This window comes from Rubrivivax benzoatilyticus JA2 = ATCC BAA-35, assembly GCF_000190375.1.
Classification (GTDB): Bacteria; Pseudomonadota; Gammaproteobacteria; order Burkholderiales; family Burkholderiaceae_C; genus Rubrivivax; species Rubrivivax benzoatilyticus.
Window position 1 is genome coordinate 13,436 of sequence record NZ_AEWG01000046.1, and the last position, 16,070, is coordinate 29,505.

General features: G+C 70.9%; 10 protein-coding genes. All 10 read left to right on the forward strand.

Going from position 1 to position 16,070, the window contains the following annotated elements; all coding sequences use genetic code 11:
* The first annotated feature begins 141 nt into the window (after window positions 1–141).
* The gene (locus tag RBXJA2T_RS04855; protein WP_009856210.1) at window positions 142–984 is read left to right on the forward strand and encodes a methionine ABC transporter ATP-binding protein; all 843 of its coding nucleotides are present in this window, start codon (window positions 142–144) and stop codon (window positions 982–984) included.
* Window positions 977–1,639 (forward strand): methionine ABC transporter permease, encoded by a 663-nt coding sequence (locus tag RBXJA2T_RS04860; RefSeq protein ID WP_009856211.1) that lies wholly within the window; start codon window positions 977–979, stop codon window positions 1,637–1,639. The genes RBXJA2T_RS04855 and RBXJA2T_RS04860 overlap by 8 nt, the downstream gene beginning before the upstream one ends.
* 36 nt (window positions 1,640–1,675) lie before the next feature.
* On the forward strand, window positions 1,676–2,500 hold the full coding sequence (locus RBXJA2T_RS04865) for a MetQ/NlpA family ABC transporter substrate-binding protein (protein ID WP_009856212.1): 825 nt from the start codon (window positions 1,676–1,678) through the stop codon (window positions 2,498–2,500).
* Window positions 2,501–2,510: 10 nt separating this feature from the next.
* Complete coding sequence (locus RBXJA2T_RS04870; protein WP_009856213.1) at window positions 2,511–3,065, forward strand: 1,2-dihydroxy-3-keto-5-methylthiopentene dioxygenase; 555 nt, start codon at window positions 2,511–2,513, stop codon at window positions 3,063–3,065.
* On the forward strand, window positions 3,062–4,408 hold the full coding sequence (locus RBXJA2T_RS04875) for a phenylacetate--CoA ligase family protein (protein ID WP_009856214.1): 1,347 nt from the start codon (window positions 3,062–3,064) through the stop codon (window positions 4,406–4,408). The genes RBXJA2T_RS04870 and RBXJA2T_RS04875 overlap by 4 nt, the downstream gene beginning before the upstream one ends.
* Before the next feature lie 56 nt (window positions 4,409–4,464).
* On the forward strand, window positions 4,465–6,723 hold the full coding sequence (locus RBXJA2T_RS04880; protein WP_009856215.1) for a helicase-related protein: 2,259 nt from the start codon (window positions 4,465–4,467) through the stop codon (window positions 6,721–6,723).
* Between the two features lie 252 nt (window positions 6,724–6,975).
* Window positions 6,976–8,256 (forward strand): sodium:proton antiporter NhaD, encoded by a 1,281-nt coding sequence (gene nhaD, locus RBXJA2T_RS04885; RefSeq protein ID WP_193384723.1) that lies wholly within the window; start codon window positions 6,976–6,978, stop codon window positions 8,254–8,256.
* A gap of 445 nt (window positions 8,257–8,701) precedes the next feature.
* Window positions 8,702–9,580 carry an RnfABCDGE type electron transport complex subunit B gene (locus RBXJA2T_RS04890; protein WP_009856217.1) on the forward strand — a complete coding sequence of 293 codons (879 nt, stop codon included), beginning with the start codon at window positions 8,702–8,704 and terminating at the stop codon, window positions 9,578–9,580.
* A gap of 49 nt (window positions 9,581–9,629) precedes the next feature.
* Window positions 9,630–14,660, forward strand: a complete 5,031-nt coding sequence (locus RBXJA2T_RS04895) for a 2-oxoacid:acceptor oxidoreductase family protein (protein WP_009856218.1) — start codon at window positions 9,630–9,632, stop codon at window positions 14,658–14,660.
* A gap of 16 nt (window positions 14,661–14,676) precedes the next feature.
* The gene (rsxC, locus tag RBXJA2T_RS04900) at window positions 14,677–16,065 is read left to right on the forward strand and encodes an electron transport complex subunit RsxC (protein ID WP_009856219.1); all 1,389 of its coding nucleotides are present in this window, start codon (window positions 14,677–14,679) and stop codon (window positions 16,063–16,065) included.
* The last annotated feature ends 5 nt before the right edge of the window (window positions 16,066–16,070 follow it).

Sequence of the window (16,070 nt, forward strand, 5' to 3'; positions counted from 1 at the left end):
AGCCGATGGCGCACGGTAGTAGCGGCCTACCGCGGCGGCCGTGGTTTTCCCGGAGGGCGAAGAACCAAACTCGGTTTCCTTCGTTCCAGGCGCCGGGACCGCTGGAGAAACTCATGAGACGTTTTTCCTTCCGCCGTCTCCATGCCCGTCCAGGAACTTCCCGCCGCACCGCCGCTGATCCGGCTCGACGGCCTCAGCAAACGTTTCCGCCTGCCCGGCGGCGAGGTCTTCGACGCCGTGCACGAGGTCTCGCTGCAGGTGCGCCGCGGCGACGTCTTCGGCATCGTCGGCGCCAGCGGCGCCGGCAAGTCGACGCTGCTGCGCCTGATCAACCTGCTGGAGACGCCCGACCGCGGCCGCGTCGAGGTCGACGGCCGCGTGCTGACCGAGCTCGGCAAGCGCGAGCTGCGCCTGGCGCGCCAGTCCATCGGCATGATCTTCCAGCAGTTCAACCTGCTGCAGAACGCGACCGTCTTCGACAACGTCGCCTTCCCGCTGCGCCTGCACGGCCGGCGCTCGCGTGCCGAAGTCGCCGAACGCGTCGCCGAGTGCCTGGCCATCGTCGGCCTGACCGACAAGCGCGACAGCCACCCGGCGCAGCTGTCCGGCGGCCAGAAGCAGCGGGTGGCGATCGCGCGTGCGCTGGCGCCGCATCCGTCGGTGCTGCTGTGCGACGAGCCGACCTCGGCGCTGGACGCCGACACCACGCGCCAGGTGCTGCGCACGCTGGCCGACATCAACGCCCGGCTGGGCGTGACGATCGTCATCGTCACCCACGAGCTGGAGGTCGTGCGCTCGCTGTGCCGCCACGTCGCGGTCGTCGAACGCGGTGCGGTCGCCGAGCAGTTCGCGCTGTCCGAACACGGCGTGCGCCGCCGCACCTCGCTGGGCCGGGCGCTGCAGCGTCTGGTCGACCACCCGCCCGAACTCGATGCCGAAGGCGACGAGGCCGTGGCCGAAGAACCGGAGCCCGCCCATGCCTGAGAACATCGTCGCGCTGCTGCCCGAACTCTGGACGGCGGTCGGCCAGACCGCGCTGATGCTGGCCATCGGCCTGGGCTCGGCGCTGATCGTCGGCGGCCCGCTGGGCGTCTGGCTGTTCCTGCTCGGCCCGGGCCAGCCGCTGGCCTCGGCGCCGGTCTACGGCGTCGTCAGCTGGGTCGTGAACCTGGTGCGCTCCTTCCCGTTCATCATCCTGCTGGTGGCGCTGGTGCCGGTGACACGCGTCATCGCCGGCACCTCGATCGGGCCGCTGGCGGCGGCGGTGCCGCTGTCCTTCGCGGCGATCCCGTACTTCGCCCGCCTCGTCGAGCAGACGCTGCGCGAGGTGCCGCGCGGCGTGGTCGAGGCGGCGCACGCGATGGGCGCCTCGGAGCTGCAGATCGTCTGGCGTGTGCTCGTCGTCGAGGCGCGTTCGGGGCTGGTGCTGGCGCTGACGGTGCTGGCGATCAGCTTCCTGTCGTACTCGGCGGTGGCCGGCGTCGTCGGCGGCGGCGGCATCGGCGACCTCGCGATCCGCTACGGCTACTACCGCTTCCAGACCGACGTGATGGTGTTCACCGTCGCGATCCTCGTCGTGCTCGTGCAGCTCATCCAGTTCGGCGGCAACGCGCTCGCGCGCCGCCTGGACAAACGCTGACTTCCCCGTCCTCTCCGATCACAAGGAACCCGTCCCATGTCGTTCTCGCGCCGTTCGCTGCTGTCCACCGCCGTCGCCCTGGCCGCCGTCCTCGGCGCCGCGACGCTCGCCTCCCAGGCCCAGGCGCAGCAGAAGAAGGAGCTCGTCATCGGCGCCACCGCCGGCTCCAACCTCGACGTGCTGAAGCTCGGCATCAAGCCGCAGCTCGAGCAGAAGGGCTACAAGGTGAAGCTCGTCGAGTTCAACGACTACGTGCAGCCGAACAAGGCGCTGGCCGACGGCGCGCTCGACGCCAACTTCTTCCAGCACATCATCTACCTGAAGAAGTTCGCCGCCGACCAGAAGCTCGACATCGTCGACATCGTGCAGGGCCCGATCGCGCCGCTGGGCCTGTACTCGCGCAAGTTCAAGACCGTGGCCGACGTGCGCGAAGGCGCGCGCATCGCGCTGCCCAACGACCCGACCAACCTCGCGCGCTCGCTGGTCTTCCTGGAGCAGCACAAGCTGCTGACGGTCAAGCCCGGCGTCGACCCGCTGCGCGTCACCGAGAAGGACATCGTCGCCAACCCGAAGAAGATCCAGCTCGTGCCGCTGGAGGCCGCGCAGCTGCCGCGCGCGCTGGACGACACCGACTTCGCCGTCATCAACGGCAACTTCGCGATCTCCTCGGGGCTGAAGCTGACCGAAGCGGTGGCGCTGGAAAAGACGCCCGACTACTACCTGCTCGTCGCCGCGGTCAAGCGCGCCGACGCCGCCACACCCTGGGCGCACGACATCGCCGAGGCCTTCAAGACGCCGTATTTCAAGCAGGTGCTGGACAAGAACTTCGCCGGTTATGCCCGCCCGTCCTTCCTGCAGTGAGGGGCGAGCGATGCAGGTCTGGCAGTTTGATGAAGACGGCGTCGTGACGCAGCACGCCCGCGGCACGGCCGCCAGCGTGGCGCTGCTGGCGCGGCTGGGGGTGGACGCCGGGCGCGTGGAGATCGAGCCCGACGCCGATTCGGGCCACCACGCGGCGCTGGATGCGCTGCGCCGGCACTACGGCATCGTGCACGAGGACCGCGTCACCGTGCGTCCGGGCGACCCGGCCTGGCCGGCGCAGCGCACGCGTTTCCTCGAGGAGCACACGCACGCCGACCTGGAGCTGCGTGTGTTCGTCAACGGCCGCGGCCTGTTCCACGTGCGCCTGCCGGCGGGCGGACTGGCCGTGCTGTGCAGCGCCGGCGACTGGATCGCCGTGCCGGCGGGGCTGGCCCACCGCTTCGACGGCGGCCGCCTGGCCGACTTCGAGGCGCTGCGTTTCTTCTCGCGCGCCCAGGGCTGGGAGGCGTTGCCCACCGGCGCCGGCGCGCCGACGCTGCCGCTGCTGGACGAACTGCTGGCCGGGCGCGTGACGGCGCCGCGGGCCGTGGCGAGACTTGCATGAGTGCCGTGCTGGCCGAGATCGGCAGCGCGCGCCGCTTCTGGGCGCCGGCACTGGAGACCCAGTCGCGTGCCGACTGGGACGCGCTGAAGCTCGACCGCCTGCGCCGCCACCTGCGCCACGCCGCCGAGGGCTCGCCGTATTACCGCGCCGCCTTCGCCGCCGCTGGCGTGGGCCCCGAGGACCTGCGCACGCTGGACGACCTGCGGCGTTTCCCGACGCTGGACAAACGCACGCTGCGCGACCGCCAACTGGCGGTGCCGCCGCTGGGCGACATCCTCGCCGTGCCCGAGCGCGACGTGGTCTACGTCTGCGCCTCCAGCGGCTCGACCGGCGTGCCGACCGCCTCGCCGTTCACCGCCGAGGACTTCGACGACTGGATCGATTACGAGGCGCGCCAGTTCTGGTCCTCCGGGCTGCGGCCCGACGACCGCTACGGCCACGCGCTGAACCTGTCGCTGTTCGTCGGCGGGCCTTGCGTGCTCGGCGCGCAGCGCCTGGGCGCCTTGAGCGTGCACGCCGGCACGCTGCCGTCCGAACGCCTGCTGCAGATCGCGCAGCAGTTCCGCCTGACGGCGCTGTGGACGACGCCGTCCTACGCCTGGTATCTCGGCGAGACGGCGCTGAAGCAGGGCCTGGACCCGCGCCGCGACCTGCAGGTGCGGCGGCTCTTCGTCGCCGGCGAGCCCGGCGGCTCGATCCCGCAGACGCGCCAGCGCATCGAGGCGCTGTGGGGCGCCAAGGTCTACGACTACTACGGCCTGTCGGACATCTTCGGCTCCTGCGCCGGCATGTGCGAGCGGCAGGACGGGCTGCACTGGGCTGAGGACCACATCCACTGGGAGGTGCTCGACGCGGCCGGCGAGCCGGTGCACGAGGGCGAACGCGGCGAGCTGGTGCTGACCACGCTCACCAAGCGCGCCCGGCCGATGATCCGCTTTCGCACCGGCGACATCGTCTCGTTCACCACCGAACCCTGCCGCTGCGGCCGCACCAGCGCGCGCCTGCTGGGCGTGCACGGCCGGCTCGACGACATGCTGATCGTCAAGGGCGTCAACCTGTTCCCCAGCGACGTCGAGGCCGTCGTGCGGCGTTTCGCCGAGTTCAACGGCGAGTACCGCCTGGTCGTCGAACGTGTGCAGCACCTGGACCGGCTGACGGTGGAAGTCGAGACCGCGCCGGGTCTCGCCGGCGACGCGCCGGGCCTGGCCGGGCGCTTCGCCCATGCGCTGAAGAGCGCCAGCGGCGTCTCGGCCGAGGTCCGGCTGCTGGCGCCGGAGACGCTGCCGCGCGCCACGCACAAGGCGCGCCGCGTCGACGACCGCAGGGGCGCGCTCTGGGGATGAGCGGGCAGGGCGCCGGCGCGGGCGGTTAGAGTCTGCGCTTCGCTCGATCCCGTTCCATGACCGTTCCACGCCCGACCGACACGCCGCGCCCGCTGCCCCATCTGCCCGAGCCCCGCCACCTGGCGCGCGTGCCCGCCGGCGTCTCTCCCGAAGACTTCGAGCGCGTGCGCCGCGCCGCGCACCTGCTGCCGCAGGTCACCAAACCCGCCGAGTACCTGGAGCCGCACGCGCCCGGTTTCGAGGCCCATCTCGACAAGCTCGGGCTGATCCTGCTGCAGAAGGCCGCCGGCACGCGGCCCAGCCGCTGGATCGAGCCGCGCCTGGTGCCGCTGGCGCTGGCCCACCTCGACGCGGTGGGCACCGGCCCCGACGTGCGGGCGCTGATGCACGCGCGCGCCGCGACGCTGGAGTCGCTGGGCCTGGTGCGCCACGCCGGCGCCTTCACCCGGCTGCTGCACGACACCGTCGAGATCCCGGTGCCCGAGGAGGCCCCGTTCCCGGTGGTGCTGCCGTTCCGGGTGCGCGTCGACGACACGCCGATCTGGGCCTTCTGGCGCGACGGCGACGCCGCGGCGCTGCAGGCCGCGCTGGGCGACGGCGTGCCGCATCCGCAGCGCGAGGCCATCGTCGTGCACCTGGCTCGGCTGGTGGCGCGCAGCCACGCACTGTCGCCGCGTGAACTCGTGTCGCTGCTGCCGCGGCTGTCGGCCGAGTGCGCGCGCCCGCAGGGGGCCGACGAGCTGATGGCCGCCTGCACGCGCGTGCAGGACCGCTGGGAGCACCGTGTCACCGAACTCGACACGCTGCAGGGGCTGACCAGCGAACTGGCCTTCCAGGGCTATCCCGACACCTTCCCGAAGGCTCGTGCGCAGCAGCGCACGGTCACGCTCTACGTCGGCCCGCCCAACAGCGGCAAGACCCACGCCGCCTTCGAGCGCCTGTGCCAGGCGCGCGACGGCGCCTATCTGGCGCCGCTGCGCCTGCTGGCGCTGGAAGGCCGTGACCGCATGGTCGCGCGCGGTGTCGCCTGCTCGCTGCTGACCGGCGAGGAGAACGTGCCCGCCGAAGGCGCGCACTTCGTCTCCAGCACCATCGAGATGGTCTCGACCAACAACCCGGTCGAGGTGGCGGTGGTCGACGAGGCTCAGATGATCTTCGACGCCTCGCGTGGCTGGGCCTGGACCCAGGCCATCGTCGCCGTGCCGGCCAGCGAGCTGATCATCATCTGCAGCGAATACGCGGTGCCGGCGATCGAGATCCTGCTCGGCGTCTGCGGCGAGCGCTGCACGGTGCGGCGCTTCGAGCGCAAGCAGCACGTCGAGCTGCTGCCGCGCCCGGTGGCGCTGGACGCGCTGCAGGCCGGCGACGCCGTCGTCGCGTTCAGCCGCCGCGACGTGCTGACGCTGCGCGACGCGATCGCCGCCAACGGCCGGCCGGTGTCGGTGATCTACGGCGCGCTGCCGCCCGAGGTGCGGCGGCGCGAGGCCGAACGTTTCGCCAGCGGCGAGTCGCAGATCCTGGTCGCCACCGACGCCATCGGCATGGGCCTGAACCTGCCGATCCGGCGCGTGCTGTTCTCGACGCTGAGCAAGTTCGACGGCGTCGGCGACCGCCTGCTCGACGAGTCGGAGGTGCACCAGATCGCCGGCCGCGCCGGGCGTTTCGGCTTCCACGAGGAAGGTTTCGCCGGCGTGCTCGACCTCGCCGAGCCGACCGCGGCGCGCACGCTGAAGGAGCTGCTGCACCGCCAGCCGAAGGCGCCGCGCCACTTCAAGGCGCCGGTGGCGCCCAACGGCTGGCACGTGCGCACCATCGCCGAGCGCCTGCAGGCCACGCGGCTGCGCGAGGTGCTGGGCGTCTTCGTCGACCGGCTCAAGCTCGACGACGCCCACTTCGCCGTCGCCGAGCTCGACGCGATGCTGGCGCTGGCCGAGCAGCTCGACCACGCCGCCGGCGCGCTGCCGCTGGCGGCGCGTTTCGTCTACGCCCAGGCGCCGGTGGACTCGCGCAACGAGGACACGGTGCAGGAGTACCTGGACTGGGCGCGCGGCCACGCCAAGGGCGGCCGCGCCGGCCGGCCGAGCTTCCTGGACACGGTCGACGGCTGGAGCCGGCTCGACCGCATCGAGCAGGCGCTGCGCGCCTGCACGCTGTGGCTGTGGCTGGACCTGCGTTTCCCCGGCGTCTACGGCCACGTCGAGGAGGTGCATGCGCTGCGCGCCGAGCTGAACGACGGCATCGAGCGCCAGCTGCAGGGCAAACGTCCGCTGGCGCAGATGCGCCGCGCGCGGCGCCATCCCGGGGCGCACCGATAAGGGCCACGACGCCCCAAAAATGTCACATGGTGGGAATGCTTGCGGCCGATCAATCGGCTGCAGCCCGTCCAGGCGTCCAATGTCCCCACGGATCGTGTTGTCATCACGGCGCGACCGTCCACCCGGCGGCCGATGCGGCCGCGCGTCGGGTGAGGGCGCTGCTCGGAACGATCTCCGCGCGGCCCCGCGGTGTCACGGTTCGAGGCCCCGGCGGCCTCGCCTTGCTCTTCATCCCCCCGGTTCGATGACATGCTGACGACAGCACTCGTGCTCGTGTTCGTCGCCGCCTATGCGGCGATCGCCCTGGAACATCCGCTCAAGATCAACAAGTCGGCCTCGGCGCTGCTCGGCGCCGGCCTGCTGTGGACGATCTACGCCATGGCCACGGCGGACCACCCGCGTGTCAGCGCCGAACTTGGCGAGTCGCTGATGGGCACGGCGCAGATCGTCTTCTTCCTGATGGGCGCGATGACCATCGTCGAGGTCGTCGACGCGCACAACGGCTTCCAGGTCATCACCGAGCGCATCCGCACGAAGACGCTGCCGTCGCTGCTGTGGCTGGTCGGCATCGTCGCGTTCTTCCTCAGCGCGATCCTGGACAACCTGACGACGACGATCGTCATGGTCTCGCTGATGCGCAAGCTGCTCGCCCGACGCGAGGACCGGCTGTTCTTCGCCGGCATCATCGTCATCGCGGCCAACGCCGGCGGCGCCTGGACGCCGATCGGCGACGTGACGACGACGATGCTTTGGATCGGTGGCCAGATCACCGCGCTGGAGGTGATGAAGAACGTCTTCCTGCCGTCGGTCGCCAGCCTGCTGGTGCCGCTGGCGGTGACGGCCTTCGCCCTGCGCGGCAAGCCGGTGCTGGCGCCGACCGAGCGTGAGGACGACGACGGCGTCGTCACCAGCGCGTTCGAGCGCAATCTGATGTTCTTCCTCGGGCTGAGCATCCTGGTCGCGGTGCCGGTCTTCAAGACGCTGACCCACCTGCCGCCGTTCATGGGCATCCTGTTCGGGCTGGGCATCCTGTGGCTCGTCGGCGATCTGGTGCACCGCCACAAGGACGACGACTACAAGGTCCGCTTCACGCTGGCGCACGCGCTGAGCAAGATCGACATGAGCTCGCTGGTGTTCTTCATCGGCATCCTGCTGTGCGTGGCGACGCTTGAGCACACCCACGTGCTGGCCGGCCTGGCGCAATGGCTGGACGCGACGATCGGCCGCCAGGACCTCATCGTCATCGTCATCGGCATGGTCAGCGCGGTGGTCGACAACGTGCCGCTGGTGGCCGCGTCGATGGGCATGTACAGCCTGGCCGACTTCCCGCCGGACCACTTCCTCTGGGGCTTCATGGCCTATTGCGCCGGCACCGGTGGCTCCATCCTCGTCATCGGCTCGGCCGCGGGCGTGGCGGCGATGGGCATGGAGAAGATCGACTTCTTCTGGTACATGCGCAAGATCAGCGGCCTGGCGCTGCTGGGCTACTTCGCCGGCGTCGCGATCTATCTGCTGCAGCAGCACCTGGCCTGAGTTCCGGGCCGGCCAACGCGCAGGGAGGCCGTCGATTCGGGGCGGTGGCCGTCGATTCTTGCGCTTTCCGCTTGCGATTTTGGGGTTTCCCCGGGTCGCGTATCCCGCCAGATGAAGTCGTTTGTCGTTCGTCAATCTGGCTTGCCGGGTGGCCGGGTCCAATTCGTTTCAGGGTCGAACTGCCATCGCGGTGCGGCCCGGGTTTCGGCGGTCAACGTGGTCGCCGGCGTAGTGAAGTGGTCTGTCAGACCGATCTCTGGCTGCCCTGTGAACGACGCTTCATCCCGCCGCCGACCGGCGTCAGGAGTTGCCGACGCTTTGCATGCGTAGCCCCGCCCGCACCCGGCTGCACGCCGGTCGCGGCTCGACTTTCGCACTGGCATCGGACGCTCTAGCGGGCTGGGCGCTGTGGGCGCATGAGTAGGACGGTCCGGGAGAGGTTTCGATGGAGCAGGTAGGGGTCTTCGGCATTGCGGGCGGCTTCATGGCGGCGCTGGGCGTCGTGCTGGCCGGCGTGCTCGCGTTCGCCAACCGGCGCCTGTCGGTGCAGGAGGATCCGCGCATCGACCAGGTCGAGGACCTGCTGCCCAAGTCCAACTGCGGCGCCTGCGGCCTGGCCGGCTGCCGCAACTTCGCCGAGCAGGTCGTCTCCGGCGAGGTGGTGCCGGCGCGCTGCACCGTCAGCGCCCCCGAGCAGGTCGGCGCGATCGCCCGGCTGCTGGGGGTCGGCGCCGGCGAGGTCGAGAAGCGTGTCGCCCGCCTGGCCTGCGCCGGCGGCAAGCACGTGGCGCGCATGCGTGCCCATTACGCCGGCCTGGAGACCTGCCGCGCCGCGGCCGTCGTCAGCGGCGGCGGCAAGGAATGCGCCTGGGGCTGCCTGGGCCTGGGCGACTGCGTCACGGTCTGCAAACACGGCGCGATCACGCTGGACCTGCACGGCCTGCCGGTCGTCGACGTCGACAGGTGCACGGCCTGCAACGACTGTGTCGAGGTCTGCCCCAAGGGCCTGTTCTCGGTCGAGCCCGCCGACCGCCGGCTGTGGATCGCCTGCCGCAACCGCGCCGAGGGCGATGTCGCCGAAGCCTCCTGCGAAGTCGCCTGCACCGCCTGCGGCCGCTGCGTCGCCGACGCGCCCGAAGGCCTGATGGCGCTGAAGAACAACCTGGTGGAGATCGACTACGGCTGGAACGACCAGGCCGAGCGCCGCTTCACCGACCGCTGCCCGACCGGCGCGATCGTCTGGTTCGACGACCGTGGCCGCGCGCTGCGCGGCCACGCCGCCAAGAAGATCCTGCGCCACGACGCGCTGCCGGTGCGCCAGTAGTCCCGCGCTCCGCCACCACCGTTTTCAACATCCGCCCGAGGAACCCCAAATGCTGAAGAAGGTCATCGACTACCTGACCGGCGAGCATCGCCGCGACAGCGAGCCGCAAACCGTCAAGTACCCCGGCGTGCGCGACGCGGTCGACGGCAACACCGCCGTCATCATGGTCGAGCGCGAGGCCTCGGACGCCGCCGGCGCCTACCCGATCACGCCGTCGACGCAGATGGGCGAGTACTGGGCGCAGGAAGTCGCCGCCGGCCACCTGAACGTCTCCGACCGGCCGCTGATCTTCGTCGAGCCCGAGAGCGAGCACGCTGCCGCCGGCGTCACCGCCGGCATGTCGATGACCGGCCTGCGCGCGACCAACTTCTCGTCGGGCCAGGGCATCGCCTTCATGCACGAGTCGCTGTACGCGACGGTCGGCAAGCGCCTGCCCTACGTGCTGAACATGGGCTGCCGCGCGATCACCAAGGCCAGCCTGAACGTGCACGCCGGCCACGACGACTACCACTGCATCGACGACACCGGCTTCATCCAGGTGATGGCCAAGAGCGCCACCGAGGCCGCCGACCTGAACCTGATCGCGCGCAAGCTCGCCGAGCTGTCGCTGACCCCGGCCATCGTCGGCCAGGACGGCTTCCTGACGACCCACCTGATCGAGTCGGCGCGCATCCCCGAGCGGGAACTGGTCGCCGAGTACCTCGGCCGCCCCGACGACCTGATCGACTCGCCGACGCCGGCGCAGGCCATGGTCTACGGCCCGAAGCGCCGCCGCGTGCCGGCGATCTGGGACGTCGACGTGCCGCTGCTGTCGGGCTCGGTGCAGAACCAGGACGCCTACATGCAGGCCGTGGCCGCGCAGCGGCCGTACTTCTTCGACGCCATCGAGTCGCTGTCCGAGCAGTGCATGGCCGAGTACGCCGCGCTGACCGGCCGCCGCTACGGCCGCGTCGGCGGCTGGAAGCTGGAGGACGCCGAGTACGTCATCGTCGGCATGGGCAGCATGGTCGTGCAGGCCGAGGCCGTGGCCGACTACCTGCGCGAGACGCGCAAGCTCAAGGTGGGCGTCCTGAACATCACGATGTTCCGCCCGTTCCCGGGCGACCTGGTGGGCCAGGCGCTGCGCGGCAAGAAGGGCGTCGTCGTGCTCGAACGCACCGACCAGCCGCTGGCCGAGGACCTGCCGCTGGTGCGCGAGCTGCGCGCGTCGCTGTCCAAGGCGCTGGAGAACGGCCTGGCCGGCGCCGACACGCTGCCGCACAAGAACTACGCCTCGATCACGCCGCAGGAGATGCCGCGCCTGTACTCGGGCTGCTACGGCCTGGGCTCGCGCGACCTGCAGCCCGAGGCGCTGATCGGCGCCGTCGAGAACATGCTGCCGGGCGGCGCGAAGAAGCCGTTCTTCTACCTGTCGGTGGACGTCGAGCGCGACCCGCTGAACCCGAAGGACGAGCTGCACCAGCAGGCCGTGAAGGCCGGTTACCCGAAGGCCGCCGACGTCGTCGTGCGCGGCAGCGAGAACCCGAACCTGATGCCCAAGGGCGCGATCACGGTGCGCATGCACTCGATCGGCGGCTGGGGCGCGATGACCACCGGCAAGAACCTGGCGATGACGCTGTTCGAGCTGCTGGACTACGAGATCAAGGCCAACCCGAAGTACGGCTCCGAGAAGAAGGGCCAGCCGACGACCTACTACCTGTCGGCGGCGCCGGAGACCATCCGCGTCAACTGCGAGTACGTCAACGTCGACGTCGTGCTGTCGCCCGACCCGGCGGTGTTCGGCCACTCCAACCCGCTGGCCGGCCTGAAGAAGGGCGGCGTCTTCATCATCCAGAGCAACCTGGGTGACGCCACCTGGGCCGCGTTCCCGCGCTGGGCGCAGCAGCACATCGTCGACCACGGCATCCGCGTCTTCTACCTCGACGCCTTCCAGATCGCCCGCGAGGAGGCCGGCAGCGCCGACCTGCAGCTGCGCATGCAGGGCAACGCCTTCCAGGGCGCTTTCTTCGCCGCCACCTCGGTGCGCGAGAACGCCGGCCTGAGCGAGGAGGAGCTGTTCCGCGCCATCGAGAAGCAGCTCGAGGCCAAGTTCGGCTCCAAGGGCGCGCGCGTCGTGCAGAACAACGTCACCGTCGTGCGCCGCGGCTTCGACGAGATCCGCGAGATCGTCGACAAGACCGTCGGCACCGCCGCCGCGCCGCGCGCCGCCGCCGCGCTGCCGATCACGCTGCTGCGCACGCCCAAGGGCGACGACAAGGCGCTGCCCCCGGTGGCCGACATCCACCGCTTCTGGGAGCAGACCGGCCACTTCTACGCCACCGGCAAGGGCAACGACAACCTGCTCGACCCGTTCATCGGCGCTTCGCTGGTGCCGGCGGCCACCGGCATCTTCCGCGACATGACCGGCATCCGCTTCGAGCACCCGGAGTGGATCGCCGACAAGTGCACCGCCTGCGGCAAGTGCGTCACCGCCTGCCCGGACAGCGCGATGCCGGGCCTCGTCAACAAGACCGACGAGGTCTTCGCCACGGCGCTCAACCGCGTCGAGTGCGGCGGCACGCCGACGCGCTTCCTGCGCCGTGCGGTGCGCACCGCCGACAAGAAGCTGCGCGGCCTGATCGGCAAGGGTGACGGCGTCGCCGTGCGCCCGCTGATCGACCAGGCGATCGCCGCCACCGTCGCCGAGGCGCCGGAGGAAGACCGCGAGAAGATGTCCGCCGAGTTCGAGCTGCTGAAGGCCCAGCTCGGCGACTTCAAGTTCTCGGCCACCAAGCCGTACTGGCAGGTGCGCGAGAAGAAGAACCCCGGCAGCGGCGGCCTGTTCTCGATCACCGTCAACCCGCTGACCTGCAAGGCCTGCGGCCTGTGCGTCAACGTCTGCAACGACGGCGCGCTGAAGATGGTCACGCAGACCGAGGAGTCGGTCGAGGCGCTGCGCCGCGACTGGAACTTCTGGCTCGACCTGCCGACGACCAGCCGCGAGTTCATCCGCGTCGAGAACATCGACGAGAAGAGCGGCGCGCTGGAGACGCTGCTGTTCGACAAGGCGGTCTACAACTCGATGAACTGCGGCGACGGCGCCTGCCTGGGCTGCGGCGAGAAGACCGCGATCCACCTCTTCACCGCCGCCGTCGCGGCGCTGATGCAGCACCGCGTCAAGCCCTTCGTCGCCAAGCTCGACACGCTGATCGACGGCCTGCAGCAGCATCTGCGCAACCGCCTGGCCGAGTCGGTGGACGTCTCCGACACCGGCGCCGTGCTGCGCGCCGTCGAGGCCAACGCCCAGCACGACCTGACGCTGTCCAAGCTGGCCGACAGCCTGTCCGCCGGCAAGCCCTCGCAGCCGCTGGACCCGGCCTGGGTGCGCCGCGTGGCGCAGCTGCTGGAGAAGCTGAAGGACCTGCGCTGGCGCTATGTCGAAGGCCCGACGGGCCGCGGCCGCTCGACGATGGGCATCGTCAACTCCACCGGCTGCACCTCGGTGTGGGGCTCGAGCTTCCCGTACCACCCGTACCCGTTCCCGTGGACCTCGCACCTGTTCCAGGACTCGCCGTCGGTGGCGATGGGCCTGTTCGAGGGTCACATGGCCAAGATGGCCGAGGGCTTCAAGGCCGTGCGCATGGCCGAGATGGAACTCGGCGGCAAGTACGTCGAGGAGCGTGACGGCAACTTCTTCAAGCGCTTCAACTGGGAACAGTTCAGCGACGAGGAATGGAAGCTGTGCCCGCCGGTCGTCAGCCTCGGCGGCGACGGCGCGATGTACGACATCGGCTTCCAGAACCTGTCGCGCCTGCTGATGTCGGGCAAGCCGGTGAAGGTGCTGGTCGTCGACACCCAGGTCTATTCCAACACCGGCGGCCAGGCCTGCACCTCGGGCTTCATCGGCCAGGTGTCGGACATGGCGCCGTACGGCAGCGCCTGGCACGGCAAGGTCGAGCCGCGCAAGGAGATCAGCCTGATCGGCATGGCGCACCGCACGGCGTTCGTCATGCAGGGCACGATCGCCCACGCGACCAAGCTGCTCGACGGCTTCATCGACGGCCTGAACTCGCGCCGCCCGGCGCTGTTCAACGTCTACGCCGTCTGCCCGCCGGAACACGGCGTCGGCGACGACAAGAGCGTCGACCAGAGCAAGCTGGCCGTCGAGAGCCGCGCCTACCCGCTGTTCCGCTACGACCCGGACGCCGGCACGACTTTCGCCGAGTGCGTCAGCCTGTCGGGCAACCCGGCGATGAGCGCCGACTGGCCGACCTACAAGCTGAAGTACCTCGACGAGAGCGGCACCGAGCAGCGCATGGACCTGCCGGTCACGTTCGCCGACTTCGCCGCGACCGAGGCCCGCTTCGCCAAGCACTTCCGCAAGGCGCCGCCGGAGACCTGGAACGACTCGATGATCCCGCTGGCCGAGCTGCTGACGCTGCCGGCCGACGAGCGCGGCGGCCGCTTCCCGTACATCTGGGCCGTCGATGCCAAGCGCCGCCTGATGCGCCTGCTGGTGGCCGAGGAACTGGTGCGGGCCTGCGAGGAGCGCCAGCAGTACTGGCGCCAGCTGCGTGACCTGGTGACGCGCGAGAAGCCGGCCGACATCGGCGCCATCACCGAGCGTGTGCGCGGCGAGCTGCTGCAGAAGCTGAGCTCGGCGCTGGCCGCGCCCGCGGCGGCGCCGGTGGCCGCCCCGGTGGCCGTGGCGCCCGCGCCGGTCGTTGCGGCACCGGTCGCCGCTGCGCCGGTGGCCCCGGCTGCGTCGGCTGCGCCGGTCGCTCCGGCGGAGCCCGCGCCGACGGCCCAGGCGGCCGCTCCGGCTGCCGAAGCGGCGCCGGCCGAGACGGCGCACGAGCCGGTCTGGGTCGAGAGCCCCGAGTGCTCGGCCTGCGACGAGTGCATCACGCTGGCCCCGGGCGTCTTCGCCTACGACGGCCGCCGCCGCGCGGTGGTCATCAACCCGAAGGGCTCGAGCTACGCCGACATCGTGAAGGCGGCGGAGAAGTGCACCGCCGGCTGCCTGCACCCGGGAACCCCGTGGAACCCGGCCGAGCCCAACCTCGAGAAGCTGAAGAAGCGCGCGGCCAAGTACAACTGAAGCGCGCGGCACACCGATGAAGCTGCTCAACTTCCTGCGCGGCGAGACCTTCGCGCGCGGCATCCATCCGCCGGAGCACAAGCACACGGCGGCGACGCCGATCCGGCGGCTGCCCTGGGCCGACGAGCTCGTCGTGCCGCTGGCGCAGCACATCGGCAAGCCGGCCGAGGCCATCGTGCGCGTCGGCCAGGAGGTCGTGCGCGGCCAGCCGGTCGCCAAGGCCGACGGCTGGCTGTCGGTGCCACACCATTCGCCGGCCACCGGCGTCGTCAAGGCGATCGAGCTGCGGCCCACGGCGCGCGGGCCGTGGACGCCGTCCATCGTCATCCGCCCGCACGCCGCGGCGACCCAGGAAGACCTCTGGGGCGTCGCGCGTGACATCGACGCGATGACGCCCGACGAGATCCTGCAGGCCGTCTGGGACGCCGGCCTCGTCGGCCTGGGCGGCGCGGCCTTCCCGACCCACGCCAAGCTGAAGGTGCCGCCGCAGGCCAAGGTGCACACGCTGGTCATCAACGGCTGCGAGTGCGAGCCCTACCTGACCTGCGACCATCGCACGATGGTCGAGGAGTCCGCCGCGCTGGTGCGCGGCATCGCGCTGTCGATGCGCGCCACCGGGGCGGTGCGCGCCATCGTCGGCATCGAGGACAACAAGCCCGACGCGGTGGCGGCGGTGAAGGCCGCGATCGCCGCGGCCGGGCTGGAGAACGTCTTCGCCGAGGCGGTGCCGACCAAGTACCCGCAGGGCTCGGAGAAGATGCTGATCATGTCGCTGTTCGGGGTGGAGATCCCTTCCGGGCAGCTGCCGGTGTCGCTGGGCATGGTGATGAACAACGTCGGCACGATGGCCGCGATCGGCAAGCTGCTGCCGGCCGGCCAGGGGCTGACCGAACGTGTGGTCACGATCGCCGGCCCCGGCGTCGTGCGCCCGGGCGACTACCGCGTGCCGCTGGGCACGCCGATCTCCTTCGTGCTCGACTTCGCCGGCGCGCCGCGCGACGCCACCAGCGCCTGCCAGCTGGTGCTCGGCGGCCCGATGATGGGCCAGTCGGTCGCCGCGCTGGACACGCCGGTGACCAAGGGCGTCTCGGGCGTGCTCGTCTTCCGCCGCGAGGACATGGCCGAGCGCGACGACCGCCGCACCTACCCGTGCATCAAGTGCGGCCAGTGCGTCGAGAGCTGCCCGATGGGCCTGAACCCGTCGGCGCTGGGCATGCTGGCGGCCAAACGCGAGTACGACGAGATGGGCGCGCACTACCACCTCGGCGAGTGTTTCGAGTGCGGCTGCTGCACCTACGTCTGCCCGTCCAACATCCCGCTGGTGCAGCAGTTCCGCGTCGCCAAGCAGGTGCTGCGCGAACGCGCCGCCTCGGCTCCCGCCGCGCCCGCGGCCACGCGCAGCTGAGGGCC

Bases quoted from the DNA above. Each gene is read 5' to 3' on its own strand.
- RBXJA2T_RS04855 (WP_009856210.1), top strand. From the start codon at position 142: ATGCCCGTCCAGGAACTTCCCGCCGCACCGCCGCTGATCCGGCTCGAC.
- RBXJA2T_RS04860 (WP_009856211.1), top strand. From the start codon at position 977: ATGCCTGAGAACATCGTCGCGCTGCTGCCCGAACTCTGGACGGCGGTC.
- RBXJA2T_RS04865 (WP_009856212.1), top strand. From the start codon at position 1,676: ATGTCGTTCTCGCGCCGTTCGCTGCTGTCCACCGCCGTCGCCCTGGCC.
- RBXJA2T_RS04870 (WP_009856213.1), top strand. From the start codon at position 2,511: ATGCAGGTCTGGCAGTTTGATGAAGACGGCGTCGTGACGCAGCACGCC.
- RBXJA2T_RS04875 (WP_009856214.1), top strand. From the start codon at position 3,062: ATGAGTGCCGTGCTGGCCGAGATCGGCAGCGCGCGCCGCTTCTGGGCG.
- RBXJA2T_RS04880 (WP_009856215.1), top strand. From the start codon at position 4,465: ATGACCGTTCCACGCCCGACCGACACGCCGCGCCCGCTGCCCCATCTG.
- RBXJA2T_RS04890 (WP_009856217.1), top strand. From the start codon at position 8,702: ATGGAGCAGGTAGGGGTCTTCGGCATTGCGGGCGGCTTCATGGCGGCG.
- RBXJA2T_RS04895 (WP_009856218.1), top strand. From the start codon at position 9,630: ATGCTGAAGAAGGTCATCGACTACCTGACCGGCGAGCATCGCCGCGAC.
- rsxC (WP_009856219.1), top strand. From the start codon at position 14,677: ATGAAGCTGCTCAACTTCCTGCGCGGCGAGACCTTCGCGCGCGGCATC.